Raw genomic sequence first — 25,791 nt, 5'->3', positions numbered from 1 at the left:
GGAGGAATACTTCAATTTTTATATGTACTTTTGCATTGCGAAAACTAACATTTATTTAATAGTTTTCAGCATTAAGAATTTATAAACTGTATCTATATAATTGATTTATAGCGGATACAGAAGAATAAAATATAAAGATTATATAGAGTATAGGTATGAAAAAAAGCAAGTTTTTACTGTTAGCAGCAGTTGTTGTTGCAGTATTTACAAGTTGTGGCGGTAGTGAAAAAAGAAGTTTGCCAACCACTAATGAGTTTCCAGTAATTACAATTGGGGCAGCCAATGCACAATTGAAAACCACCTATCCTGCTACATTGAAAGGTATTCAGGACGTGGAAGTGCGTCCAAAGGTAAGCGGTTTTATTACAAAGTTGTATGTTCACGAAGGTCAAGCCGTAAAAGCTGGACAAGTGTTGTTCGAAATAGACAATGCTACATATAAAGCTGCAGTGCGCCAAGCTGAGGCTGGCGTATTGTCTGCACAGAGTGGTGTGAGTCGTGCGCAAGCAGGTGTAGTTCAAGCATCAGCAGCATTAAATTCGGCAAATGCACAAGCAGCAACTGCACAACTAACCTACAGCAATAGCAAAAACCTATATGCAAATAAGGTAATTGGCGACTATGAAATGGAAGCCGCTAAGAATACATACGAAACAGCTCAAGCAGCTGTGAGCCAAGCACGCAGCGGAGTAACAGCAGCTCAAGCAGCTGTAAAACAAGCAGAAGCAGCTGTAAAACAAGCGCAGGCAGGTTTGGCAAATGCAAAGGAAATGTTGAGTTTCTGTTACGTAAAGAGCCCTGCAACAGGCTTTATAGGTAGTCTTCCTTTCAAGGAGGGTGCATTGGTTAGTCCTTCGTCTGTACAGCCTATTACTACCGTAAGCAACGTTTCGACAATGGAAGTTTACTTCTCAATGACCGAGGCTGACGTGCTTGCACTTACACGTACAAATCGTGGAATGGCAAACGCTATCAACGCTATGCCCAGTGTTAGCTTGCAATTGGCTGACGGCTCTATTTACAATCATCAAGGAGCGATAGTCAAGACCAGCGGAATTATAGACCCTGCAACAGGAACTATCAGTGTTATAGCTCGTTTCCCTAACCCTGAGCACTTATTAAAGAGCGGCGGAAGTGGCAAGGTAATTATTGCTAAGAACAACAATCACGCACTTCTCATTCCACAAGATGCTACCGTGCAAGTACAAAACAAGATGTTTGTGTACAAGGTTGATGCTAATAATAAGGTGCATTACACAGAAATACAAGTAAGTCCTGAAAATGATGGTGTGAACTATATCGTTACAAGCGGATTGCGCATAGGCGAAAAGATAGTATGCAAAGGGTTATCAACCTTGCAAGACGGAAATGAGATTAAGCCATTGACTTTGGCTGAATACGACCAAGCTTTAAAGAAGGCAGCTCAACTGGGTGAAAATCAAAGTTCTGCAGGTGGTTTCCTCAAGGCAATGACGGGCGGAAGTAATAAGAAGTAAGACGGATAAAAGGATAAGAATATGACATTTACAAACTTTATAAAGCGTCCTGTACTCTCAACGGTGGTATCCATCTTCTTTGTACTTTTGGGTACAATCGGATTGGTATCGCTTCCTATTGAGCAGTATCCTGATATTGCACCACCTACCATTTCGGTAATGGCAAACTATCAAGGAGCTGACGCACAAACGGTATTGAACTCCGTGATTACTCCATTGGAAGAGAGTATCAACGGTGTTGAAAATATGACTTATATACAGTCCACAGCCACCAATAATGGTAGTGCAATGATTACTGTGTATTTCAAACAAGGTTCAGACCCAAATATGGCTTCTGTAAACGTGCAGAACCGTGTTTCACAGGCACAAGCATTGCTTCCAGCAGAAGTAACTCGTGCAGGTGTAACGGTATCTAAGCGACAGACATCCAATGTTGTAATGTACTCATTGACAAGCGATGGCGGTCGATATGACGATGAGTTCCTCACCAACTATAACAACATTAACGTTGTGCCCCTCATCAAGCGTATCAATGGTGTAGGCGATGTGCAGACACCGGGTATGAAAACCTATTCTATGCGCATTTGGCTGAAGCCTGAAAAGATGAAGCAGTATGGACTTGTACCATCTGACATCGCTGGCGCATTGGCAGAACAAAACATTGAAGCTGCACCTGGTTCGCTTGGAGAACAAAGTAATATGAAGTATGAATATACCTTACGTTACAAAGGGCGACTGCAAACAGAAAAAGAATACGAGGATATTATTATCAAGTCGAATAACAATGGACAGATATTACACCTATCCGATGTAGCTGATATAAAATTGGGCGGACTGATGTATTCGGTCTCTATGCTTAACAACAAACAGCCTTCCGTAGTCGGAATGGTGCAACAAATTGCGGGTTCTAACGCTACACAGATTGCAAAAGATGTGAAGGCAGCACTTGACGATGTGCAAAAGAATATGCCTCCGGGAATGAAAGTCACCATTCAACAAGATGTTACAGAATTTTTGTTCGCATCAATGGAGGAAGTTATCTTTACCCTTTTCCTCACATTAGGTTTGGTTTTCCTTGTGGTATATGTATTCTTGCAAGACTTCCGTTCTACATTAATTCCAATGATTGCTGTACCTGTGGCATTGATAGGTTCATTCTTCTTCCTTTGGATGTTTGGATTCTCTATCAACTTGCTCACACTTTCAGCCCTCTTACTTGCCATTGCGATTGTGGTCGATGATGCTATTGTGGTTGTAGAAGCAGTTCACGCAAAATTGGATTTAGGTTATAAGAGTGCATTAACAGCAGCTATCGATGCTATGAACGAAATCTCTGGTGCGATTATCTCTATCACATTGGTAATGGCAGCTGTGTTTGTGCCTGTATCATTTATGAGTGGTACTTCGGGGACGTTCTATCGCGAGTTTGGTGTAACAATGGCTGTATCAATTGTGATTTCGGCTTTGAATGCCTTAACCTTATCGCCTGCGCTTTGTGCAATATTCCTTAAACCGCATAAAGAGGAAGAACATAAGAATCTGAGCCGTATCGACCGTTTCCATTTAGCCTTTAATACGCAGTATGACAAGATAAATAAGAAGTATAAAAAGTCGGTAGAAAAGATTATTGGCAATCGTGTTGTAACTGGTGGTGCGGTGGTTTTAGGCATCGTGGCATTGGTTATAACGATGGCAACTACCAAGACAGGACTTATTCCAAACGAAGATACAGGCGTACTCTTTGCAACTGTTTCATTAGAGCCTGGTATGTCTCAAGCTGAAACAAGAAAGGTAACAGACCAAATAGATAAGATGTTGGAAACCAATCCATACGTTGAACGTCGTGTGCAATTAATAGGTTACAACTTTATAGCTGGTCAGGGATCAGACCAAGCAACATTTATTGTGAAGTTGAAACCATTCGAAGAACGTAAGTACAGTATGTTTGACCGCATCAAATCTGTTTTCAATGGTGCAGGAATTGCAGGCTTGTTCATCGATCCTACATCTTCTAATATGATTTTAGGAATGATTTACAAGCAAACTGCCAGCATCAAGGGCGCAAGAGTGCTTGCATTCGGCCCTCCGATGGTTCCTGGCTTTGCTATGTCTAATGGTTTGACTATCTCAATGGAAGACAGAACGGGTGGAGACCTGAACAAATTCTTCGCTATCACGCAAGATTACCTCAAAGCACTTAACGAACGACCAGAAATAGGTAATGCGATGACCTCGTACAACCCTAACTATCCGCAGTATATGGTAGATGTTAACGTGGCAAAAGCTAAACAAGCAGGCACATCTCCTGCCGCTATACTCTCTGTACTTCAAGGTTACTACGGTGGTATGTACGCTTCTAACTTCAATGCGTATGGCAAGCTCTATCGTGTAATGATACAAGGAACTGTGGAAAGCCGAATTAATGAAAGCGGACTCAACAGCATCTACGTTAGAACACCGAGCGGAATGGCACCTGTAAGCGAATTTTGTACGCTCAAGCGTGTATATGGTCCTTCCAATATTGCACGTTTCAACCTCTTTACATCAATTATGGTGAACGCACAACCAGCAGATGGCTATTCATCGGGTGATGCTATCAAAGCTGTGGAGGAAGTGGCAGCACAAAAACTACCAGCAGGTTACACCTATGAGTTCTCTGGTTTGACACGTTCAGAGCAAGAGTCTTCTAACTCAACAGCAATGATTTTTGCCCTCTGTCTTGTCTTTGTGTACCTCATCTTGAGTGCGCAATACGAAAGCTACTTGCTTCCATTGGCAGTAGTGCTATCTATTCCATTCGGTTTGGCAGGTGCATTCCTCTTCACAATGCTGTTCGGACACAACAACGATATATATATGCAAATTTCTCTCATTATGCTTATCGGTCTTTTGGCTAAGAATGCTATTTTGATTGTAGAATTTGCATTGGAACGCCGCCGAACAGGTATGGCTATAAAGTATGCCGCTATCCTTGGTGCAGGTGCTCGTTTGCGCCCTATCCTTATGACTTCGTTGGCAATGGTTGTAGGTTTGCTTCCTTTGATGTTTGCCAGCGGTGTGGGTCGCAATGGTAACCAGACCCTTGGAGCTGCAGCCGTGGGTGGTATGTTTATAGGTACGCTTTGTCAGGTGTTCATTGTTCCGTCTTTATTCGTTGTCTTCCAATATCTGCAAGAGAAACTCAAGCCAATGGTATTTGAAGATGAAGAGAACAAGCAAGTAGCTAAAGAACTCAAACAGTTTATTGGCGGACCTGCCGAAAGCTACAAAATAGAAGAATAAAGGCAGTAGAAAACAAAAGAAAGATAAAAATGAAGAAAATCAATATATTCGTTTTAGGACTTGCAACCCTGTCGCTGGCAGGTTGCAAGAGCTTATACGGCACATACGAACGACCAGAGGTAAAAACCAAAGGCATTGTACGTGACCCTATAAATGCAGAGGCAACGCTTGAAGGAGCTAACGATTTTGGACTTCTTCCTTGGCGTAACGTATTTACCGACCCCAATCTTCAAGCTATCATAGAGAAGACTTTAACTAATAATCCTGACCTTCTCAATGCCGCACTCAACATTGACATAGCCGATCAGCAGATAAATGCTGCCAAATTGGCTTTCCTTCCCTCGTTTGCGCTTGCACCACAAGGCACAGTATCTCACTTTGGTTCTCACACAGAAGCAACCAAATCGTACGTCCTTCCGATAGCTGCAAGTTGGGAAATAGACCTCTTTGGAAAATTACGCAATGAGAAAAAGGCTGCCCAAATGATGCTTATCCAACTGCAAGATTATAAGGTTGCAGTACAAACAAGGTTGATTTGTAATGTAGCAAACTTATATTACACACTTTTAATGCTTGATAAGCAAAACCAAATTGTAACAGATATGGCTTCATTGACCAAAAACACGTGGGAAATGATGCAACTTCAGATGGATTACGGTCGTGCTCGTTCTACCAGTGTACAGAGCGCACAATCGGCTTATTACAGCGTTCAGACCAAAGCAACCGACATAAAACGCCAAATCCGTGAAGTAGAAAACTCACTAAGTTTATTAATGGGCGAACCTGTACACGGCATAGCACGTGGAACATTGGACAACCAGAGTCTTCCAACCAACTTCTCAGGTGGCATAGGTGTAGAAATGTTGAGCAATCGTGCCGATGTTCACGCCAACGAGATGGCTTTAGCCCAATGTTTCTATAATGTGCAAGAAGCTCGTGGACGCTTTTATCCATCTTTAACTATCACGGGAACAGGAGGCTGGAGCAATGCTAACGGATTAGTAAACCCTGGCAAACTTCTCCTCAATGCTGTTGCAGGACTTACCCAACCGCTCTTTATGAAAGGAAAGATTAAGGCAGGTTTGCGTGTAGCCCAAGATCAATATCAAATAGCTTACAACAAGTGGCAGAACAGCATACTTACAGCTGGTTCTGAAGTAAGTAATGCTTTGGTAGCTTACAATGCTGCCGAAGAAAAGAATGCACTCTATGCACAGCAGATAGACATTCTAAAGAAGAGTGTGGAGCAATCACAAATGCTTTACAAGCAGAGTTCAAGTAACTATCTTGAAGTTATCACAGCTCAACAAAATCTTCTCAATGCAGAAATCTCTCAAGTTCAAGACCAATTTTCTAAACTTCAAGCCATCGTAAATCTTTACTATGCGCTTGGTGGCGGGTCTAAATAATCGATAAGTAATAGCATTATAAAACTATCAACACGAAACCCTCGAAAGCAAGTTGAGCACCCTTTCCGCACGAAAGAGTGAGGGATAAGAATATGAGTAGTGAAATTAGTCCAAAAGCCGAAGTATCTCCCAAAGCAAAGATAGGCAACGGCTGCAAAATATTCCCATTCGTTTACATTGAAGACGATGTAGAAATTGGCGACAATTGTATTATCTTCCCATTCGTAAGCCTTCTCAATGGCACACGCATAGGCAATGGAAACAAAATACATCAGTGTTCTGTAATAGGCGCACTACCACAAGATTTCAGTTTTGTAGGCGAAAAAAGCGAGTGCATACTTGGCGACAACAACATCATTCGTGAAAACGTAGTAATCAATCGTGCCACCCATCGTGGCTGCCAAACTATCATTGGGTCGAACAACTTCCTTATGGAGGGCGTTCACATCAGCCACGACACCAAGGTAGGAGACCACTGCATCTTTAGTTATGGCACAAAGGTTGCAGGCGACTGCGAGATTGCCAACCACGCTATCTTTGGCTCGGGAGTTATTCAGAAGACACATACGCGAGTAGGCGAAGCAGCAACAATACAAGCAAGTACAAACTTCGATCGTGATATACCTCCATACATTATCGCTGGAGGCAATCCTATCGCATACGGTGGAGTAAACACAAGCATCTGCGAAAGCATAGGCATCGACGAAAAGGTACGAAAGCATATTGCCAATGCTTATCGTTTGGTATTCCACGGTCAAACTTCCATATTTGATGCTTGTATTCAGGTAGACCTACAAGTGCCAGACTCGGCAGAAATACGCAATATTGTAGAATTTATTCGTAATACGAACGAAGGGATTATCAGTAAATTATAATTCATACCTATCAATTTACAATGTTAACAAAGGGGGTGCCCAAGAGGTCAGCCCCTTTATCCCAAATCGTCATTAGGATTTCTCTGTGTCGTACGGCAAAGAGAAATCCTAATAATCGATTTTGGTTAAACTATTCTGCATAACCACCTCTTTTGAATGATACAACTCTCCCTATCCTTAATACGATGCACTACACGGAATACCCATTGCAATAACTCGGTCACGGATAGCGTCGAGTTCGTCTTTGGTAGCTTTCTGAAGATTAGGGTCAGGAGTTTCACGTGCTATGGTGTAAATCATAACTCCACGAGGGGCAATCTCTTTCACAGTCTCTAACCAAGGTGCGATAAACGCTTCTTTTACATTGTCCACATCAATGCCGTCTTGCGATGTTCCTTTCATAAAAAGGGTTTGAATGATAAGATTTCCTTTAAATGCTTTCATTCCTTCGATAATTTTCTTTGCACTATACGAAGGCAAAACAGGGCGGTCTACCTTATCTATGTAATCATCACTGATGGTATCCAACTTCAATATATTATTGTCTACCTTCATCAATGCTTCATACACCTTTGGACGATGTATAAACGTAGAATTACTCAGTACAGAAACCTTCGCATTAGAGCAATACGCATTGCGCAAACGAATGGTATCGTCTATCACTTCAGGAAAATAAGGGTTTTGCGTTGGCTCACCATTGCCTGCAAAAGTAAGCACATCGGGCAGTTCGTTTGCAGCTTTCATTTCTTTGAGTTTTGCTTCCAACTTCTCCGCCACTTCCTCACGAGTAGGAAAAGCCGACTTTGTGCGAAAGTCTTTGTTAAACCCACATTCGCAATAGATGCAATCGAATGTACACACCTTGCCATCACCAGGGAGGAGGTTTATGCCTAAAGAAATTCCTAATCTACGGCTCTTTACAGGACCGAAAATAGGAGAAGGATAAATTATTGTACTCATTGGTCGTAATGTTTTGGTTGATAGGTTGGGGCGATGCGATTAGAATAGTCGGACTTGTCGGACGAGTCGGACGGGTCGGACATATCAGAAAGGTTTACCCATAATTCCCCAATATTGGGGGTTTGCTTTACGCAAAGTTAGAATAAATACTTCAGACACAGAAAGCATATTGTTTGAATTTTAGATAGATTATAAATAAAATATAAATTCTTTTGCTATTCGTTTATTTTGCTGTAACTTTGCACTTGATTAGGTATATACTACATAGACAAGAACAGATGGCAAAAAAACGAAATAAGGCAGGTAAGCCTCGCAGCTTACAAGTAATAACGTTGTGCATTAGTACAGCTATGGTGCTTATATTGATTGGAATGGTGGTTTTGACGGTGTTCACAAGCCGCAACCTCAGTCAATATGTAAAAGAAAATCTCACTATAACAATGATTCTTCAGCCCGATATGAGCAACGAAGAGTGTGCTGCACTCTGCGAAAGGGTTGACCAACAAAAATACATTAGCAACCTCAACTTCATCAGCAAGGAGGAAGCACTCAAAGAAGGTACAAAAGAATTGGGTGCAAACCCTGCCGAATTTGCAGGCGAAAATCCTTTTACAGCTGAAATAGAATTGCAGTTGAAGGCCAATTATGCCAACAACGATTCGATTAAGTGGATTGCTAAAGATCTAAAGACTTATAAAGGCGTTAGCGACATTACTTATCGTCAAGACTTGGTAGAGAGTGTAAACCGCACTTTGGGCAAAATTAGTTTTGTTTTGCTCATTATAGCTGCTTTGCTCACGGTGGTTTCGTTCTCGCTTATCAACAACACCATTCGTTTAAGCGTTTATGCACGCCGATTTACCATTCACACAATGAAGTTGGTAGGTGCATCGTGGAGTTTTATCCGTATGCCTTTCCTTCGTGTCGCTATCATCGAAGGTTTGGTTTCAGCACTTATTGCCATTGCAGTATTGGGCGTAGGTATGTCGCTATTGTTCCAATACGACCCTGAAATTACCGTGATATTGAATTGGAATGTGCTTATTATCACCGCTTTGGTAATGCTTGCTTTTGGTGTACTGATAACCTTCTTCTGCTCTTGGCTTTCGGTAAACAAGTTCTTGAAGATGAAGGCAAGTTCGCTTTATAAGATTTAAAAACAGAATAAACCCAACTCCCACAAGGTTTCGTGCAATAAAACTTTGTGGGAAAAATTATAAAATAATGGATAAGAGAAATTTAGCATTTAGCAAAATCAACTACATTTTGTTAGGCATTAGCATTGCAGTAGTCATTTTAGGTTTTATCCTTATGAGCGGTGGAAGTTCTACCGAAGCGCAGTACAATCCAGAAATTTTTAGTGCGATGAAAATCAAGGTTGCTCCTATGATTACCTTCTTTGGGTTCGTTTCAATCATTGGCGCAATTATGTATCGACCAAAAAACGAGGATAATACTGCTGAATAATGGATTTACTTCAAACAATTATTATTGCCATCGTTGAGGGATTGACCGAGTTTTTACCCGTATCGTCAACAGGGCACATGATTATTACGCAAAACCTTTTAGGCGTAGAGCAAGGCAACGAGTTTGTACACGCCTTCACCTTCATCATTCAGTTTGGAGCTATCCTCTCTGTGGTTTGCTTGTATTGGAAACGATTTTTCAGCCTCAACGAAGAAACCTTACGCCTGTATGCAAAGCTCGTTGTGGGTGTGTTGCCAGCCGTTGTGGTGGGACTTGCAGCAAAGAAAAGCGGACTGTTGGGTTGGCTGTTAGACTCTGTTGAGGTAGTGGCAGTAATGCTTATCCTTGGTGGTGTGTTTATGCTCTTTTGCGACAAGTTGTTCAATAAGGGCGTAGATGAAAACGAGGTAACTTATAAGCATGCTTTCAATATTGGCTTGTTCCAATGCCTCTCTGTCATCCCTGGTATGAGCCGCTCTATGGCAACCATCGTGGGCGGTATGGCAAACAAGCTGACACGTAAGAAGGCTGCCGAATTTTCATTCTTCCTTGCCGTACCTACTATGGCTGGTGCGACCATTCTCGACCTCTATGACCTTCTCAAAGGCGATGGAAGTTGGGCTACAAGCGAAAACTTTATGCTCCTTGGCGTTGGTAGCATAGTATCGTTCGTTGTAGCATTATTGGCTATGAAGTGGTTCGTTAGTTTTCTCACCAAGTATGGTTTCAAAGCCTTCGGGTGGTATAGAATTATCGTAGGCGCAATAATTTTGATAATGATTCTTTCAGGTGTATCGCTGAATATGGTTGATTAACATTCTGACTAACAATAGAATATGGATTTTAAAGAAGGAGTTATCATTCCCATAGACAAGCCATACGGCATCACCAGTTTCAAGGCTTTGGCTCACGTGCGCTATCTCTGCTCTCAGGCAGTAGGCGGAAAGGTGAAAATAGGACACGCAGGAACACTCGACCCCTTGGCAACAGGTGTACTTATTCTTGCCACAGGAAAGAAAACCAAACTTATAGAGACGCTTCAAGCGCACTCAAAGGAATACACCGCCACCTTGCAGTTGGGGGCAACAACGCCCAGCTATGATATGGAACACGAGGTAAACGAAACTTTCCCAACCGAGCATATCACAGAGGAAGCTATTCGCAATGTGCTTCCCCAATTCATTGGCGACATAGAACAAATACCTCCTACGTATAGCGCAGTAAAAATAGATGGTAAACGAGCGTTCGACTATCGTCGAAAAGGCGAAGAAGTGGTACTAAAACCAAAGCATATACACATAGACGAGATAGAAATAACCCATTTCGATAAAGAAAAGATGCAACTCTCATTGCGTGTAAACTGTGGCAAAGGAACTTATATCCGAGCCTTAGCACGCGACTTGGGGAGAGCCGTGCAAAGCGGAGCTTATCTCACCGCATTGCGTCGCACACGAGTAGGCGATGTAAAAGTAGAAGAATGTATAGATTACAGCCATTTCCAAGAATGGCTAAACTCACAGACAATAGAAAAATAAAATAGATGAAGCTTTCACAATTTAAATTCAATTTACCAAAAGAGCAAGTAGTGTTGTACCCTCACTCGTCAGAGCGAGTACTTAATCGTGCTGACGGAACAAGCCAAACGTTTAAAATTACACGTAGAGATGAGGCTCGATTGATGGTAATACATCGCAAGTCGGGTACAATAGATATGTATAATAAAGAGGTGGAAGGCGACCCAAAAGAAGAAGACTTCCTCCGCTTCAAAGATGTTTTGAATTACTTTGATGAAGGAGATACATTCGTTCTCAACGACACAAAGGTGTTTCCCGCTCGTCTATATGGAACAAAGGAAAAGACCGATGCAAAGATTGAAGTATTCTTACTCCGTGAGCTCAACCAAGAAATGCGTTTATGGGATGTGTTGGTAGAACCTGCACGCAAAATACGTATTGGCAATAAGCTCTTCTTTGACGAGTCAGGCTCAATGGTAGCCGAGGTTATCGACAACACTACATCACGTGGGCGTACACTTCGTTTCCTTTACGATTGCGACCACGAAGAATTTAAGCGTGAATTGTACGCATTGGGCGAAGCTCCATTGCCACGCTACATCATTGACAACAGAGAGAAAGAAGAAGGCGAAGACTTTGCACACGCTGACGCTGACGATTTGGAGAACTTCCAAACAGTCTTTGCTGATAAGGAAGGTGCTGTAACTGCACCTGGTACAAATCTCCACTTCTCAGAACATATGATGAAGATGATGGAAATAAAGGGTATTACTCCTGCTTTCATCACCTTGCATTGTGGCTTAGGAAACTTCCACGATATAGAAGTGGAAGACCTTACAAAACACAAGATGGATTCTGAAGAAATGCACATCACTGCTGAGGCTTGCCGCATTGTAAACGATACCAAGAAGGCTGGACACCGTGTGTGCGCAGTGGGGGCAAGCGTTGTAAAGGCTACCGAAACCGCAGTGGGTACAGATGGTTTCTTAAAGGAGTATGATGGCTGGACCAATAAGTTTATCTTCCCTCCTTACGACTTCGGATTGGCAGATTCTATGCTTGTAAACTTCTATCACCCCTACTCTACGCTTCTTATGGAAACAGCAGCTTTCGGAGGATACGACATCGTGATGGAAGCTTACGACAAGGCGGTAAAGGCAGGTTATAAGTTTGGTTGTTTCGGTGACTCGCTATTAATTCTCAACGATTAAGACAAACCTTATTCGTAAAGCAAAACTATAAAATATTCTGACAATGCATATAGTATATTTAGGATTAGGTTCAAACTTAGGAAATCGCAAAGCCATAATGCGTGACACCATCACACTTATTGCTAAGCAAATAGGCGAGGTAGTTCGCCAATCGTCACTGATAGAGACCGAACCTTGGGGATTTGAAAGTCCTAACAAGTTCCTAAATGCTTGTATTTGTGTAGAAACAGAGTTAGCTCCACGCCAACTTCTTGAAGCCACACAACGCATTGAGAAAGACATGGGGAGAGCGCATAAAACCAAGGACAAGCAATACGAAGACCGCATTATAGATATTGACATTCTGCTTTATGATGAACTAAAAATTAACGAGCCCGACCTTATTGTTCCTCACCCCTTAATGGAGGAACGTGAGTTTGTTATGGTGCCGTTAAAAGAAATATTGAAATAGAAAGTCCTATCACAGGGCTATTCATTCACAATTAAGGATGAAGGTTTAACACAACCTTTATCCTCAATTTATATATATACAACAGCATTTAACCTCACTACCCCATATATTTACCTATTTCAACTTGCTTTATTCGTTTATTTTCAGTATTTTTGCAATCAAATAGAAAATAAAACTGATGTCACAACAGACTTTAAATACAGAACAAGAGTTTAAGGAAGTTTTGCAGGAGTGTGAAGCACTCTTCACCAAAAAGCTACACGACTATGGTGCTTCGTGGCGCATATTGCGTCCTTCATCGCTCACCGACCAGCTTTTTATAAAGGCTAAACGGATTCGTTCGATAGAAATAACGGGCGAAAACCTTGTGGGCGACGACATTAGACAAGAGTTTATTGCACTCATCAACTATGGCATCATAGGCTTGATACAGTTGGAACGCCCATACGTGGACACAGTAGACATTACGCCAGAAGAAGCAATAGCACTCTATCAAGGTTTTGCAAAAACTACTTACAACCTTATGCTAAAGAAAAATCACGACTACGGAGAGGCGTGGAGAGATATGCGTGTGAGTAGTTATACCGACTTTATCCTTACTAAAATACAACGTGTGAAAGAAATTGAGCAACTCAATGGCAACACCTTGGTAAGCGAGGGAATAGATGCCAACTATATGGACATCATTAATTACGCAGTTTTTGGAGCTATTAAGACTTTATGAGTAAGCTGAAATCGCTATTGGTCAACATTTGTAGACTTCTTCTTGCCTTAACGTTCATCTTCTCTGGATTTGTCAAGAGTATCGACCCCTTGGGTACGCAATACAAGATTGGCGACTACTTAGAAGCATTGGGATTGGCAGGAGTAGTGCCTGAATGGGTGCAATTAGGAACATCTATTGCGCTTTCAGGATTGGAGTTTACCCTCGGTGTGCTTATTCTCTTGGCCATTCAACGCCGTTTAGTGAGCAAAATCACTGTAGGATTGATGGTTTTTATGACCATTGTGTCGTTATGGCTTACCATTGGCAACCCTATTCAAGACTGTGGCTGTTTTGGAGACGCCATTCATCTTAGCAATACAGAAACCTTTGTTAAGAATGTCGTACTGCTATTTGGGGCAATTGTGGTGATGCGCTATCCTTTGTATCAGACGAGATTTATCTCGCAAAACAATCAATGGATCGCACTGCATTTCACTATAATCTTCATATTTGCGGTGTCGCTGCTTAGCTTATACCATCTTCCTGTATTCGACTTCCGTCCCTACTACATTGGGCAGAATATCAAAAAAGGAATGGAAATGCCAAAAGGTGCAAAGCAAACCAAATATAAGACAACGTTTATTTGCACAAAGAATGGAGTTCAAAAAGAATTTGACGAGAGTACTTATCCTTATAACGATAGCACTTGGGTGTTTGTAGATACCAAACAAGAGGTATTGGAACAAGGATATGAACCTCCAATACACGATTTCAGTATCACGGATGATGCTACAGGAGAAGACCTTACCGAACAGATATTGACAAAAGAGGGGTACACCTTTTTGCTCATATCACCACACTTGGAGGTTGCACAAGACCGAAACTTTGGAAACATAGACGGCATTTACGAATATGCAAAGGAGAATGGTTATAGCTTCTATGGATTGACAGCCAGTACCGAACAAGGCATAAAGCATTGGCGCAACGTAACGGGAGCAGAATATCCGTTCTACACGATGGACGGTACAACGCTGAAAACCGTCATTAGAAGCAACCCAGGATTGGTATTGCTTTATAAAGGAACTATCATCAACAAATGGAGTCATAACGACATTCCAACGATAGAAGAGCTTAATGCGCCACTTCCGATGCTCACCATTGGACGGGAACCAGAGAATAATACTTGGACAAAAATTCTTGCGATGATTCTTTGCTATATCCTTCCTTTGGTGGTGCTTATCATTGCCGACCGATTTTTAGCTTGGTCTAAATGGGTAAAGAAGCGAGAAATGTGGCTGAAAGAAAAAGAAGAATGGCTGATAAAGCATGAGCAATCAACCAAATTATATCAACTTTTAAAACGTAAAAGACAAATGAGAAAAAAAATTGTAGCAGGTAACTGGAAGATGAACGAAACCCTGCAAGAAGGTGTTGCATTGGCAACTGAAATCAATGATGCACTCAAGGCAGACAAACCAAATTGCGATGTTGTAATTTGCACTCCTTTCATACATTTGGCAAGTGTTGCTAACGTTTTGGATAAGGATTTAGTGGGTCTTGGTGCAGAAAACTGCGCAGACAAAGAAAAGGGTGCTTACACTGGTGAAGTATCTGCTGCAATGGTAAAGAGCACTGGTGCAGAATACGTTATCCTCGGTCACTCTGAACGCCGTCAGTACTATGCTGAAACAGCTGAAATCTTGAAAGAAAAGGTACAGTTGGCACTCGCTAATGGCTTGAAGGTTATCTTCTGCTGCGGTGAAAGTCTTGAAGAGCGTGAAGCTAATAAGCAGAACGAAGTAGTAAAGGCAGAACTTGAAGGCTCTGTATTCCATCTCAGCGCAGAAGAGTGGAAGAACATTATCCTTGCTTACGAACCAATTTGGGCTATTGGTACAGGTAAGACTGCTACATCTGACCAAGCTGAAGAAATGCTTGCTTACATTCGCTCTATCGTAGCAGACAAGTTTGGCAAGGAAGTTGCAGAAGAAACAAGCATCCTTTATGGTGGTAGCTGCAACGCTAAAAATGCTTCTGAACTTTTCTCTAAACCAAATATTGATGGTGGTTTGATTGGTGGTGCTTCATTGAAGGCAGCTGATTTCAAGGCTATTATCGACGCTTGGAAGAAATAAAAGATAAATAAAAAGTCCTACAAGTGCTATTATATCAATGCTAAAGCACTTGTAGGATTTACTAAAATAACATCAAATGAAAAAATTCCTTACCACATTAATCATCGCACTCATCGGCACGCTTGCTGTCTGTGCACAAGGAACGGTAACCGTTACACAAAGTGCGGATATAGATGCATTGGTGAATGGAAAGAAAAAGGCAGCCAAAAAGCCTAACAAGGAAGACAACAAAAAGAACAATACACCACAAGCACCCAACACAAAAAAAATACAAGCTCCCAAGGCTGATATAAAAACTGTGCCTACACCACGAATAGAGTCGCCTACAATCAACTCTAACACAACATCATCGTCGACACAACGCACAAAATTGGTGAGACGTAGAGTACGAAAACAAGTAATTGACCCTATTGATGGCACTGAAACAAAACATACTGTTACCAAGCGTGTTCTCAAAGGCGTAAAGAAAGTAAGAGGCTTCAGAGTGTTGGCTTATTCAGGCGGAAACACACGCATAGCACGCCAAGAAGCTGAACGAATGGGACAGAAAGCTAAACAAATCCTTCCCGATCAACCTATTTATGTACACTTCTATTCACCAAGATGGATGTGTCAGGTAGGGAACTTTACAAACTATAACGAAGCCCGTAAGGTGATAAAAAAACTTAAGAAAGAAGGATTTACGCACGCTAATATTATTCGAACAATGGTTACAATACAGACAACAGAGGTCGTAGGAGAACCAACATTAGCTCCTGAAATAGAAGATTATACATATTAAACAAAATATATTAGGACAACTAAGAAACTAAATATTTAATTATAAAACAACAATAATAAAATGCAAATAGACCCACAATATCGCGAAGGTTTGGACGACCTCGCTGCACACTATAAAGAAGTATTACAACTATTGGGTGAAGACCCTGCACGTGAAGGATTAGAGAAAACTCCTATGCGTGTAGCTAAAGCTATGCAGACGCTCACTCGTGGCTATACACAAGACCCACGTAAGGTGCTTACAGATGCACTCTTTGCCGAAGAATACAACCAAATGGTTATCGTAAAAGACATCGACTTCTTCTCTATGTGCGAACATCATATGTTGCCCTTCTATGGCAAGGCTCACGTGGCTTATGTTCCTAACGGACATATCACAGGTTTGAGCAAAGTTGCACGTGTTGTAGACATCTTCAGTCATCGCCTTCAGGTACAAGAACGATTGACACAACAGATTATGGATTGTATTCAAGAAACCTTAAACCCATTAGGTACGATGGTTATCGTTGAGGCAAAACATATGTGTATGCAGATGCGTGGCGTAGAAAAGCGCAACTCTATCACTACAACAAGTGCATTTAGCGGTGCTTTCAATCAGGCTAAAACACGTGAAGAGTTTATGAACCTTATCAGCAAAGAGACCGTAGGTATCTAAAACATACGAGTAAAGAAAGGATTAAGAATGAAATTTATATCATGGAATGTAAATGGATTAAGGGCTTGCGTAGGCAAAGAGTTTAAAGAAAGTTTTGCTAAACTTGACGCAGACTTCTTCTGTTTACAAGAAACAAAGATGCAAGAGGGACAACTCGACATCGCTTTTGAGAGCTATGAGTCGTATTGGAACTATGCAGATAAGAAAGGTTATTCGGGTACAGCTATATTTACCAAACATAAACCATTAAACGTTACATACGGATTAGGCATTGATGAACACGACCACGAAGGACGTGTCATTACACTTGAAATGGATACCTTTTATCTTGTAACTGTCTACACACCCAATTCACAGGATGGTTTGAAACGTTTGGAATATCGAATGAAATGGGAAGACGACTTCCAAAACTATATCAAATCTTTGGACAAGAAGAAGCCTGTGTTGGTTTGTGGCGACTTAAACGTGGCACACGAAGAGATTGACCTCAAAAATCCAAAGACCAATCATAAGAATGCAGGATTTAGCGATGAGGAACGTGCTAAGATGACACAATTCCTTAACAGTGGCTTTATTGATAGTTTTCGCACGTTATACCCCGAACAAGTAACTTACTCGTGGTGGTCGTACAGATTTAAAGCACGTGAAAAGAATGCAGGTTGGCGCATCGATTACTTCCTATTGTCTGAACGTCTTAGAGAACAACTCATTGATGCAAAGATACATACAGACATATTTGGAAGTGACCACTGCCCAGTAGAAGTGGAAGTAAATCTGTAAACAGATGAGCGAACAAGCAAAAACTCTCTTACTGATGGCTGCTGTATTAGCAGCCGTCTGTATTTATGCTGTTATTCCACAACAAATAGCAGTGGGCGAGTTTTTCCTTAAAAAGATGAGTATTACTGCATTGAAAAGTAATACAAAAGAGAATGCAAACAAGATAGAACAGAATAAAACAATAACTAAAACACAAAGAAAGAAAACCAATAAAATCAAACATCACACATTTTTATTCATTGGCGACTCAATGGTAGAGGGTCTTTCACGCCGCTTTGGCGACTATGCAGCCGAAAATGAGCATAAACTCTATACTGTTATTTGGTACAGCTCTACTACTGAGAAATGGGCAAAAACACAAACAATAGAACATTTTATTAAAGAATATAAGCCTACTTATATAATTCTATGTTTAGGAAGCAACGAGTTGTTTATCAATGATTTAGACATCAGACAGACATATATTGAAGAGATTACAAAGAAGTTGCACAACTATCCGTACGTATGGATAAGCCCTTCTGTTTGGAATGGCGAAACTGGAATTATTGACCTAATTCAGAAACACGTTCCCAAAGGAAGTTTTTATGATAGCAGACCGCTCAAGTTAGAACGTGGCGCAGACCATTATCACCCTACGTGGGAAGCTTCAGCAGAATGGATGAACAAGGTTGCAGACTTTATGAAAAGCAATAAAGCAACTTATCCTCTACGCTTAAAAACTCCAAAGGCACATCATAAAGCCACCAACACAAAGCTCTTGCAACCTGCATTTGAAGGATATAAGAAATAACAACAAGATACTCAAGCGATAAAAGATGAACATAGATTTTCAACATATTGTAAATTCGTTTTCGTCCTTTTTGTTCCAACCAACAAAGGATTGGTCGTTCTGTACAATTCCTTTTATGGCTTCATTCTTAATATTTTTTGCTATTTATATCGGACTAAACAAGCACAAAAAGGTATCGAAGCAAGCATACGTAATACTCTTCAGCCTCTTTTTTGCCTACAAAGCAAATGGCGCATTGATGCTTCTCCTACCCCTCACAACACTTTCATCGTGGTTTTTTACGCAAAAGATGATGCGTTTACGCAGAGGTAAGCCACGCAAAATAGGCTTATTTCTTGTACTTTCCATCGAACTTCTTCCCCTACTCTACTATAAATATACCAACTTTACAATTGATATATTCAACTCATTGTTGAAAACCAACTTCTCTCCTTTGCAACTTATACTCCCCGTAGGCATTTCTTTCTACACTTTTCAAGCCATATCCTACACAATAGATGTGCACAAGGAACGCTTCCCAAAGTCTACAAAACTTCTCGACTTCACTTTCTATCTCACTTTCTTTCCCTTGCTCATAGCTGGCCCAATTACTCGTGCAGAGGTGCTTATTCCACAAATACACACTCCGCAAACTACCAATAAAGCACTTATAAACAAAGGTTTATGGCTTATCATCTGTGGATTGATTAAGAAAGCAATATTAGCCGACTACTTGGCACAATATAATAATTGGATATTCAACGACCCATTAGCTTACTCTGGTTTTGAAAATCTTATGGGTGTATTAGGCTATACACTACAAATCTATTGCGACTTTGCAGGTTATAGCGATATTGCCATTGGTTTGGCAGCTTTGATGGGTTACGAACTAAGCAATAACTTCAGCTTCCCTTATCAAAGCCTCAACCTTACAGAGTTTTGGCATCGTTGGCATATTGCCCTCTCATCGTGGTTCAGAGATTATGTGTATATTCCTTTAGGAGGCAATCGTAAAGGACAATTACGTACCTACATCAATAGTTTCTTTACAATGATTATCGCTGGACTGTGGCACGGTGCATCAGGAATGTTCCTTCTTTGGGGCATCTTACACGGGTTAGGACTTATTGCTCACAAGTTTTGCGTGAACATAGGTTTAAACAAAATTCCCAACAACTTACTTGTAAAATCTACAAGTTGGCTCATCACATTCAGCTATATCAGCCTTGTTTGGATATTCTTTCGTGCTGCAAATATAGATACAGCATTCCATATTCTCCAAAACATAGCTAATGATTTTTCGGTTACCGATTTCTATCCTTTCCTTATGGCGCGTCCTATGTGGCTGTTTTTGCTATTCGTAGGTTTAGAGCTCCTCGCTATTCGCAAGCAAGATTACGAATGGTTGCAAGAAAAGTTCATTTCCTCACATTGGATTGTCAAGTTTATTGTCGTTCTTCTTACAATACAATTGGCAATAAACTTTAGTCAAGACAGCGTACAACCTTTTATTTATACTTACTTTTAAACAATTACTATTCCAATTGTTCCACACGTGGACTTTCTACCTTCTCTATTGATGGTGCAGGAGCTGGCTTTGGCGAAATTGTTGGCACAGGGTCGGCAGCAGGAGCTGGAATAGGATTAGAAACTTCACTATTCATTTCATCACTTTCCTTCTTAACAGCCTTTTGCGTTTCTTTATCCTCGGCCTTCTTATTTTTTGCTTCTTCCAATGCAGCTTTTTCATCACCAGTCAATAAGTCTTCCTGACGTGGTTTGCTTGCAGGCCATAAATAATCTCCTATTACGTCCAACGTATCCAATGCAGCCTTGCGTTGTTCCTCCTCCACTTTTTCTTCTTCCGAAATTTCGTCATTCTCAGCTACAATAAAGTTGTAAGCCATTCCTAATAGAAAAAGCACCACCAGTCCACAAAGTATCTTAAAGGTTAGGGAGTGTCTGAAACCACGCTTCTTATTATTTCGTGCCATAATAATCTTTTGCTTATTTTGTTTTATATGTGCAAAGATAAGCATAAAAATGGAGAATAAAAGGATAAAAACAAGAAAAGTCCATAGTTATCTGCACATACTCAGTATATTCCGCAAAACAAAATTAAACCCAAATCGCTTTCTATGTTAATATCCAAATGTTTTGACCGTTATTTTCAATTTATGCTGAGATTTTATATTCAGGGGTGAATGTTTGGCGGTTTCTAACCATTGCAGTGACCAAATGCACAAGTTTGTTCTTGACATTGTTCAATGCAACTTGCTTCTTCTTTCCGCGTTCCACGAGGCGCATATAGTACCTCGCCATAACGGGATTGAATTTGACGGCAGCCAGTGCAGCTTGTGTCAGCATAGCCTTTATCTGGCGGTTCTCCATATAATGTACATGCGGATCAGAATGCACACTGGTGCCAGAGTCTTTTCCGAATGGGGCTAAGCCGTAATAGCAGGCAATCTTGTGCGAGTCGTAGTTGAAACGACGGAAGTTGTCTGTATACACCATCAGACAGACAGCGTTCTGCGTTCCTATGCCAGGCACCGAGGTCACGATTGTGAACACCTCGGTGAGCTCTTCGTCCGGCTTAATGAGCTCGGCGATTCGCTTGTCTATCTTCTCAACTTCCTTGTTGAGTTCTGACACGATATGCCTTCCGCTCTGCGATATCATCGTCTTGATAGGCGATTTCTCCATGGTGAGCTTCTTCTCGCCTCTACGCACCTGAAAGCTGCATCTATGGCGTACCACCATTTGACGATACAGAAACAGCTCTCGTAGTTGTGCAAGTGACTCGCTAAGTGGCTCGTACATAACGGCTTTGTCGTGATTTCTCATAGCGTATTGTGCAATCATCGAGGCGTCGGTGCGATCAGACTTCAATCGTCTAAGACCTGATGCGTCCTTGATGCTCTTGGCGTTCTCAAGCCACATATCGTAGCCTTTGCCGTAGAGGAAGTTGCATAGCCCTTTGCTGTAGTCGCCAGTATTTTCACCGCAGAAGAGCCACAGGGAAGGGTCGATGCCGTAGGAATTCTTCTCCACCCACTTGACCAGTTGCTTGTAGCCAGACACTGTTATCTTGAACTCGTTGAACACTCTTGGGGCCGTTTCTGTCAGACCGTCTGCAAAAATGATAGCCACATCAACTTTTTCTTTCGAAAAATCAACTCCGATAAATAAATTCTTCATATATTTGTACAATTTTATTAAGTAGAATTGGTCGATAGTTGTATGGACTAACACTCTAACAAGGCTCAGAGCCGATAATTTCCTATCTGGTCTTTGCAACTATGTCGATGAGGTCCGAAACGATTTATAGCTTTTAGTTGGGTCATTAGCTGGTTTACCTCTTCGACAGACCGATTCTACCTTTTTACAACAAAGGTACGAAACTGTCTTTAGTAATCATAGTTTTATCTTGATTATTTAATGTTTATGCGACTGCGTCGCATTCTTCTGCAAACTTAGAGGTCATTAGTCCGCAAAGGCTTTTTAAAGTGCTTAGATGTTATGCTTTTCTTCGTCTTTGCACCTTATTTTGGCTCTTTTCGTTTGTTTTTTCAGTTGTTTAGCTCGCTAAACGTCTTCAAAAACAACCAAAAATAGCTCAAAATAAGCTCGCAAATCTCGAAGAAGTCTAACGACCGATTTGGGTTTAAAGTCTCTAAATTAGACAATCTTACGAATTATCTCAACTCTTTGAAAATCAATCCTTATCCTTCCTTTAGCATCTATCTCAAGCAGCCAATGATTTCGTTTACCGATTTGCAGCTGTGCTTGTCTAACCATTTGTTGATGCCATCACGCACCTTAATAGTTACTTGTGGGTCGACAAAATTAGCTGTGCCAATCTGTATAGCCGTTGCTCCAGCCATTAAAAACTCGATTGCGTCCTCTGCAGTTGATATACCTCCCAAGCCAATCACGGGAATTTTAACAGCCTTAGCCACATCGTACACCATTCTTACGGCAACAGGTTTCACAGCAGGTCCACTCAGACCACCTGTGCGAATACTCAATTTGGGTTGGCGTTTCTCAATATCTATCGCCATTCCCATCAAGGTGTTGATAAGCGAAACAGCGTCTGCACCTTCGTCTTCGCACGCACGAGCAATGCTTGCTATATCTGTAACATTGGGAGAAAGCTTTACAATCAATGTTTTATGATAGCGTTTGCGCACCTCTTTCACCACTTCGGCAGCTCCTGCACACGTTACTCCAAACGCCATTCCGCCTTCCTTCACATTTGGGCACGATATATTGAGCTCTATGGCGGGTATATGGTCAAGCTGATTTAGCTTTTCGGCTGTTTCGGCGTAAGTATCAGGCGAGTTTCCGCTTACGTTCACAATAATGTTTGTGTCTATCTCTTTCACTTGCGGATAGATATTTTCAACAAAATAATCTACACCCTTATTCTGCAGCCCCACACAATTGAGCATACCCATTGCCGTTTCGCACATACGTGGGTAATCGTTTCCCTCACGAGCCTTGAGTGTTGTTCCCTTTACGATAATTCCACCAATCTGGTCTAATGGAACAAAATCTTGAAACTCTAACCCATAGCCAAACGTACCACTGGCAGTCATCACAGGGTTTTTTAATTTCAGCTTATCTATTTTTACACTTAAATCTGCCATACTATTTTACGTATTGATATACATTATTAATATACGTGTTGCGCTATCTTACCACAACAATCTGTTGATGTCGAACACAGGACCTTCGGTGCAAGCACACTTATTGCCTTCCGTTGTTTTCTCCACACAGCAAAGACAAGCTCCAACGCCACACGCCATAAGATTTTCTAACGAAGCTTCGCAGCGTATTCTTGCAGCGTGCGCATACTTTGCTACTGCCACCATCATTGGTTTAGGGCCACAAGTAGAAATCTGTGTGAAGTTGCCTTTTTGCAATACAGAATGGTTGGTTACAAAACCTTTTTCGCCCTCCGAACCATCTTCTGTAGTGCAATACACCTCGCCATATTTCCTAAACTCTTCTAATTCTAACAAATCGGTTGCTGTGCGAGCTCCTAAAAGAAAAGTTACGTTAGCTCCAAAATCTTTGATTTGTTTACCAAAGTAGAGCAGTGGAGCAACGCCCACGCCACCACCGATAAGCAGAATATTGTCCTCTTTCGATGTAGGCATTGTAAATGTATTGCCCAATGGCAGCACACAATTCAGAGTATCGCCCACCTTGAGCTGTCCCAACTTGCGAGTTCCGTCGCCAATGGTAGCTACCATTAACCACAACTCATTGCGTTCCTTGTCAACAAAATTTACTGAAATAGGACGGCGGAGATAAGTAGAAGTCGAACCGTCTACTCTGACTTCCACAAACTGACCTGGTAACATTTCGGGTAGTGGGGCATCTTGCGAAAGCTTTAAAAGCACATTCTTTTCGTTCAATTGTTCCACCGCTACCACCTTTAGGTCGAGAATATACTTCTTGTTCATAGTATGTTTTAGAATTTTCTAAAGTGCAAAGTTACACAAAATATTAGATATACAAAGCTCTGCTTTCAAAATCATTCTGTTCAACATTTATTTTGCCTTGTCTTACTTTTGGTAGAAAATTTATCTAAGAGCTATTTATTAATTCTCAAATAGAACAATACGGAAAAAGCTATAAAACTTGAAAATAGAAAGAATAGACCAATATTTGCGTATATCTTTTGTTTTTTGTAACTATTTTGTAATCAGTGAGTTAGTAGGATTGTATTTCGTGGTTTCTCAAAGTTCAACTTTGACACCCCAATACATATATGTTTTGCATTGTAAGATAATATCTAAAATACAACTTATTGAAAATAAAGGAGTTACCTTGTCGGCATAACTGAATAGGTAACGATTTGGAAACGAGCGAGCTACTTGGCTTTGCTGTTTTCTGCCTAACAAAGAACGCTTGTTATTCTGTCTGCAAAGATAATATTTTGTTACCGAATAACAAGCGCTTTGGATGAAATATACCTAATAATTTTTATCTTTCTATAAGCTATATGAAATTATAGAATCTGTTACAAACTGAAATTAGAAACAGATTGTTTTATCATAAAAACGAAAAAATAATGGGTCTCCCGGAATTTGGAGTGATATCATTTAATATCTGATTATCAATAACTTTTGTGAGTTCTATTCTTTCACATCCCTTTGTTTACTGAATATTAAAGAAAATAAAGTGCTAAAATAAAGGCTACAAAATTTATACTTATCTTACATGGGTTATCCACACCACAAAGAGCTTATATTTAAGGGTTTACAGTACCTTTTTTATCAACAGGAAGCCTGAAAAATATAATACCATCACTCCAAATTCCGGAAGACCCAAAATAATATTTTTAATTTTTGGCACCATAATTGCTATTTTGCTTTTAGATATGCTGTTATTGCACCGTAGCGGAATCGGAAGGACACCGTAAGAAAAACTATCAACTAAAAATGATTGATATGAGAAAAGAAATTCATGTTGTTTCTAATCCAGACGGAGGGTGGGACGCAAAGTGACCAAATGCAGACAGAGCCTCAAAACACTTTGAAACAAAGAAGGAGGCAATGGACTGGGGACGCAATCTTGCCAAGAAAGAAGGGGCAGAACTTATTCCTCATGGAAAGGATGGAAAGATTCAGAATCCTAATAGTTATGGTAATGACTCTTGCCCTCCAAAAGACACGAAACATTAACGTCATCTAAGAAGACAGGGAGTGTCAAATTGGCACTCCCTGCTAGTTTATCACCATGAAACAAAAGATCCTACCAACTGTATCATAGTCTTCGTCCTCTCTTTTTCTTGTTCGCTTGGTATCTGAGCTTGCGCTGCCATGCTGCTTCGGCATAATCATCGCCCTGTGCGGATGGTGTAATCAAATCGCCTAACCCTTCCACAACTTCATCGGCTGCACTAACAATGGTGTCTGCCACTGCACTAATGGGATTCTGCACTCGTGGAGTGTCATTGTCTCGTGAGATAGAGGAACGGCTTTTGGGTACGAGTTGATAGCCTGTATCAGGCTGTTCGTTCTTTTCTATCGGTTCCTGTATTGTTTGGTGTGGCATCTTTGATTCTTCCTTGTTGGATGCTTCAAAGTTCCTCTGCAAGGAACGGTAGCCAAACTCTCTGCCTACTTCCGATGCCTTGAACGCATATTCTCCGTATGAGAACTTCAAGCCATAGACCTTGCTCTGCTTGTTCTTCATACGATCTATGGTTACTCCGTGCTTGTTCAACTCATAGAGGAACATGGAATGTCCTGTGATACCTGTACTTTTGTACTTTTCAAGTAGGG

The 25,791-nt window shown here is 41.0% G+C and carries 22 protein-coding genes and 2 pseudogenes; 18 read left to right on the top strand and 6 right to left on the bottom strand.

What is annotated here, in order from left to right; all coding sequences use genetic code 11:
* The first annotated feature begins 155 nt into the window (after nt 1–155).
* The 4 genes from CZ367_RS13930 (at nt 156) to lpxA (ending at nt 7,062) form a co-directional block, all read left to right on the top strand.
* Nucleotides 156–1,496 (top strand): efflux RND transporter periplasmic adaptor subunit, encoded by a 1,341-nt coding sequence (locus CZ367_RS13930; protein ID WP_077197522.1) that lies wholly within the window; start codon nt 156–158, stop codon nt 1,494–1,496.
* Between the two features lie 21 nt (nt 1,497–1,517).
* Complete coding sequence (locus CZ367_RS13925; RefSeq protein WP_077197521.1) at nt 1,518–4,778, top strand: efflux RND transporter permease subunit; 3,261 nt, start codon at nt 1,518–1,520, stop codon at nt 4,776–4,778.
* 29 nt (nt 4,779–4,807) lie between these two features.
* Entirely contained in the window at nt 4,808–6,187 is a 1,380-nt protein-coding gene (locus CZ367_RS13920; RefSeq protein ID WP_077197520.1) for a TolC family protein, read from the top strand.
* Nucleotides 6,188–6,279: 92 nt separating this feature from the next.
* Entirely contained in the window at nt 6,280–7,062 is a 783-nt protein-coding gene (lpxA, locus tag CZ367_RS13915; protein ID WP_077197519.1) for an acyl-ACP--UDP-N-acetylglucosamine O-acyltransferase, read from the top strand.
* Between the two features lie 177 nt (nt 7,063–7,239).
* On the opposite strand, the gene CZ367_RS13910 is transcribed toward lpxA, so the two are convergent.
* Complete coding sequence (locus CZ367_RS13910) at nt 7,240–8,022, bottom strand: radical SAM protein (protein WP_077197518.1); 783 nt, start codon at nt 8,020–8,022, stop codon at nt 7,240–7,242.
* Nucleotides 8,023–8,300: 278 nt separating this feature from the next.
* Here CZ367_RS13910 and CZ367_RS13905 point away from each other — a divergent pair, with 278 nt between their 5' ends.
* From CZ367_RS13905 to CZ367_RS13845, 13 genes are all read left to right on the top strand, one after another.
* Nucleotides 8,301–9,179: a cell division protein FtsX gene (locus CZ367_RS13905; RefSeq protein ID WP_077197517.1), complete on the top strand. Its 879-nt coding sequence runs from the start codon at nt 8,301–8,303 to the stop codon at nt 9,177–9,179.
* A gap of 67 nt (nt 9,180–9,246) precedes the next feature.
* A complete protein-coding gene (locus CZ367_RS13900) occupies nt 9,247–9,489 on the top strand; it encodes a DUF3098 domain-containing protein (RefSeq protein ID WP_077197516.1) in 243 nt (80 codons plus the stop codon).
* Complete coding sequence (locus CZ367_RS13895) at nt 9,489–10,304, top strand: undecaprenyl-diphosphate phosphatase (RefSeq protein WP_077197515.1); 816 nt, start codon at nt 9,489–9,491, stop codon at nt 10,302–10,304. Before CZ367_RS13900 ends, CZ367_RS13895 begins: the two co-directional genes overlap by 1 nt.
* A 21-nt stretch (nt 10,305–10,325) precedes the next feature.
* On the top strand, nt 10,326–11,024 hold the full coding sequence (gene truB, locus CZ367_RS13890; protein WP_077197514.1) for a tRNA pseudouridine(55) synthase TruB: 699 nt from the start codon (nt 10,326–10,328) through the stop codon (nt 11,022–11,024).
* Nucleotides 11,025–11,029: 5 nt separating this feature from the next.
* Complete coding sequence (gene queA / locus CZ367_RS13885) at nt 11,030–12,214, top strand: tRNA preQ1(34) S-adenosylmethionine ribosyltransferase-isomerase QueA (protein ID WP_077197513.1); 1,185 nt, start codon at nt 11,030–11,032, stop codon at nt 12,212–12,214.
* A gap of 43 nt (nt 12,215–12,257) precedes the next feature.
* Nucleotides 12,258–12,665 carry a 2-amino-4-hydroxy-6-hydroxymethyldihydropteridine diphosphokinase gene (folK, locus tag CZ367_RS13880; protein ID WP_077197512.1) on the top strand — a complete coding sequence of 136 codons (408 nt, stop codon included), beginning with the start codon at nt 12,258–12,260 and terminating at the stop codon, nt 12,663–12,665.
* A gap of 178 nt (nt 12,666–12,843) precedes the next feature.
* Nucleotides 12,844–13,389 (top strand): DUF1599 domain-containing protein, encoded by a 546-nt coding sequence (locus CZ367_RS13875; protein ID WP_077197511.1) that lies wholly within the window; start codon nt 12,844–12,846, stop codon nt 13,387–13,389.
* Nucleotides 13,386–15,506: a BT_3928 family protein gene (locus CZ367_RS13870; RefSeq protein ID WP_077197510.1), complete on the top strand. Its 2,121-nt coding sequence runs from the start codon at nt 13,386–13,388 to the stop codon at nt 15,504–15,506. Before CZ367_RS13875 ends, CZ367_RS13870 begins: the two co-directional genes overlap by 4 nt.
* A 76-nt stretch (nt 15,507–15,582) precedes the next feature.
* Complete coding sequence (locus tag CZ367_RS13865; protein WP_077197509.1) at nt 15,583–16,287, top strand: SPOR domain-containing protein; 705 nt, start codon at nt 15,583–15,585, stop codon at nt 16,285–16,287.
* 60 nt (nt 16,288–16,347) lie between these two features.
* Nucleotides 16,348–16,941 carry a GTP cyclohydrolase I FolE gene (gene folE, locus CZ367_RS13860; protein WP_077197508.1) on the top strand — a complete coding sequence of 198 codons (594 nt, stop codon included), beginning with the start codon at nt 16,348–16,350 and terminating at the stop codon, nt 16,939–16,941.
* A 27-nt stretch (nt 16,942–16,968) separates the two neighbouring features.
* Entirely contained in the window at nt 16,969–17,721 is a 753-nt protein-coding gene (locus tag CZ367_RS13855; RefSeq protein WP_077197507.1) for an exodeoxyribonuclease III, read from the top strand.
* 4 nt (nt 17,722–17,725) lie between these two features.
* Nucleotides 17,726–18,511: an SGNH/GDSL hydrolase family protein gene (locus tag CZ367_RS13850; protein ID WP_077197506.1), complete on the top strand. Its 786-nt coding sequence runs from the start codon at nt 17,726–17,728 to the stop codon at nt 18,509–18,511.
* Nucleotides 18,512–18,536: 25 nt separating this feature from the next.
* Nucleotides 18,537–20,018: an MBOAT family O-acyltransferase gene (locus tag CZ367_RS13845; protein ID WP_077197505.1), complete on the top strand. Its 1,482-nt coding sequence runs from the start codon at nt 18,537–18,539 to the stop codon at nt 20,016–20,018.
* A gap of 7 nt (nt 20,019–20,025) precedes the next feature.
* Here the strand turns inward: CZ367_RS13845 and CZ367_RS13840 are convergent, their stop codons facing one another.
* From CZ367_RS13840 to CZ367_RS13825, 4 genes are all read right to left on the bottom strand, one after another.
* Entirely contained in the window at nt 20,026–20,484 is a 459-nt protein-coding gene (locus CZ367_RS13840) for a hypothetical protein (RefSeq protein WP_077197539.1), read from the bottom strand.
* A gap of 181 nt (nt 20,485–20,665) precedes the next feature.
* Nucleotides 20,666–21,691, bottom strand: coding sequence for an IS110 family RNA-guided transposase (locus CZ367_RS13835; protein WP_077197504.1), 1,026 nt, complete (start codon nt 21,689–21,691; stop codon nt 20,666–20,668).
* Nucleotides 21,692–22,233: 542 nt separating this feature from the next.
* On the bottom strand, nt 22,234–23,142 hold the full coding sequence (locus tag CZ367_RS13830; protein ID WP_077197503.1) for a dihydroorotate dehydrogenase: 909 nt from the start codon (nt 23,140–23,142) through the stop codon (nt 22,234–22,236).
* A gap of 48 nt (nt 23,143–23,190) precedes the next feature.
* Nucleotides 23,191–23,964: a dihydroorotate dehydrogenase electron transfer subunit gene (locus tag CZ367_RS13825; RefSeq protein ID WP_077197502.1), complete on the bottom strand. Its 774-nt coding sequence runs from the start codon at nt 23,962–23,964 to the stop codon at nt 23,191–23,193.
* A 1,062-nt stretch (nt 23,965–25,026) separates the two neighbouring features.
* Here CZ367_RS13825 and CZ367_RS16360 point away from each other — a divergent pair.
* A pseudogene (locus CZ367_RS16360) lies at nt 25,027–25,188 on the top strand (DUF2188 domain-containing protein); the annotation flags it as partial.
* A gap of 82 nt (nt 25,189–25,270) precedes the next feature.
* On the opposite strand, the pseudogene CZ367_RS13810 reads toward CZ367_RS16360, so the two are convergent.
* Nucleotides 25,271–25,791, bottom strand: a pseudogene (locus tag CZ367_RS13810) (relaxase/mobilization nuclease domain-containing protein); the annotation flags it as partial.

This window comes from Prevotella ihumii (genome assembly GCF_900155655.1).
In the GTDB taxonomy this organism is placed as follows: domain Bacteria; phylum Bacteroidota; class Bacteroidia; order Bacteroidales; family Bacteroidaceae; genus Prevotella; species Prevotella ihumii.
Note: the sequence above shows the minus strand (reverse complement) of the source record. Positions and strands in the feature narration are given on the sequence as shown.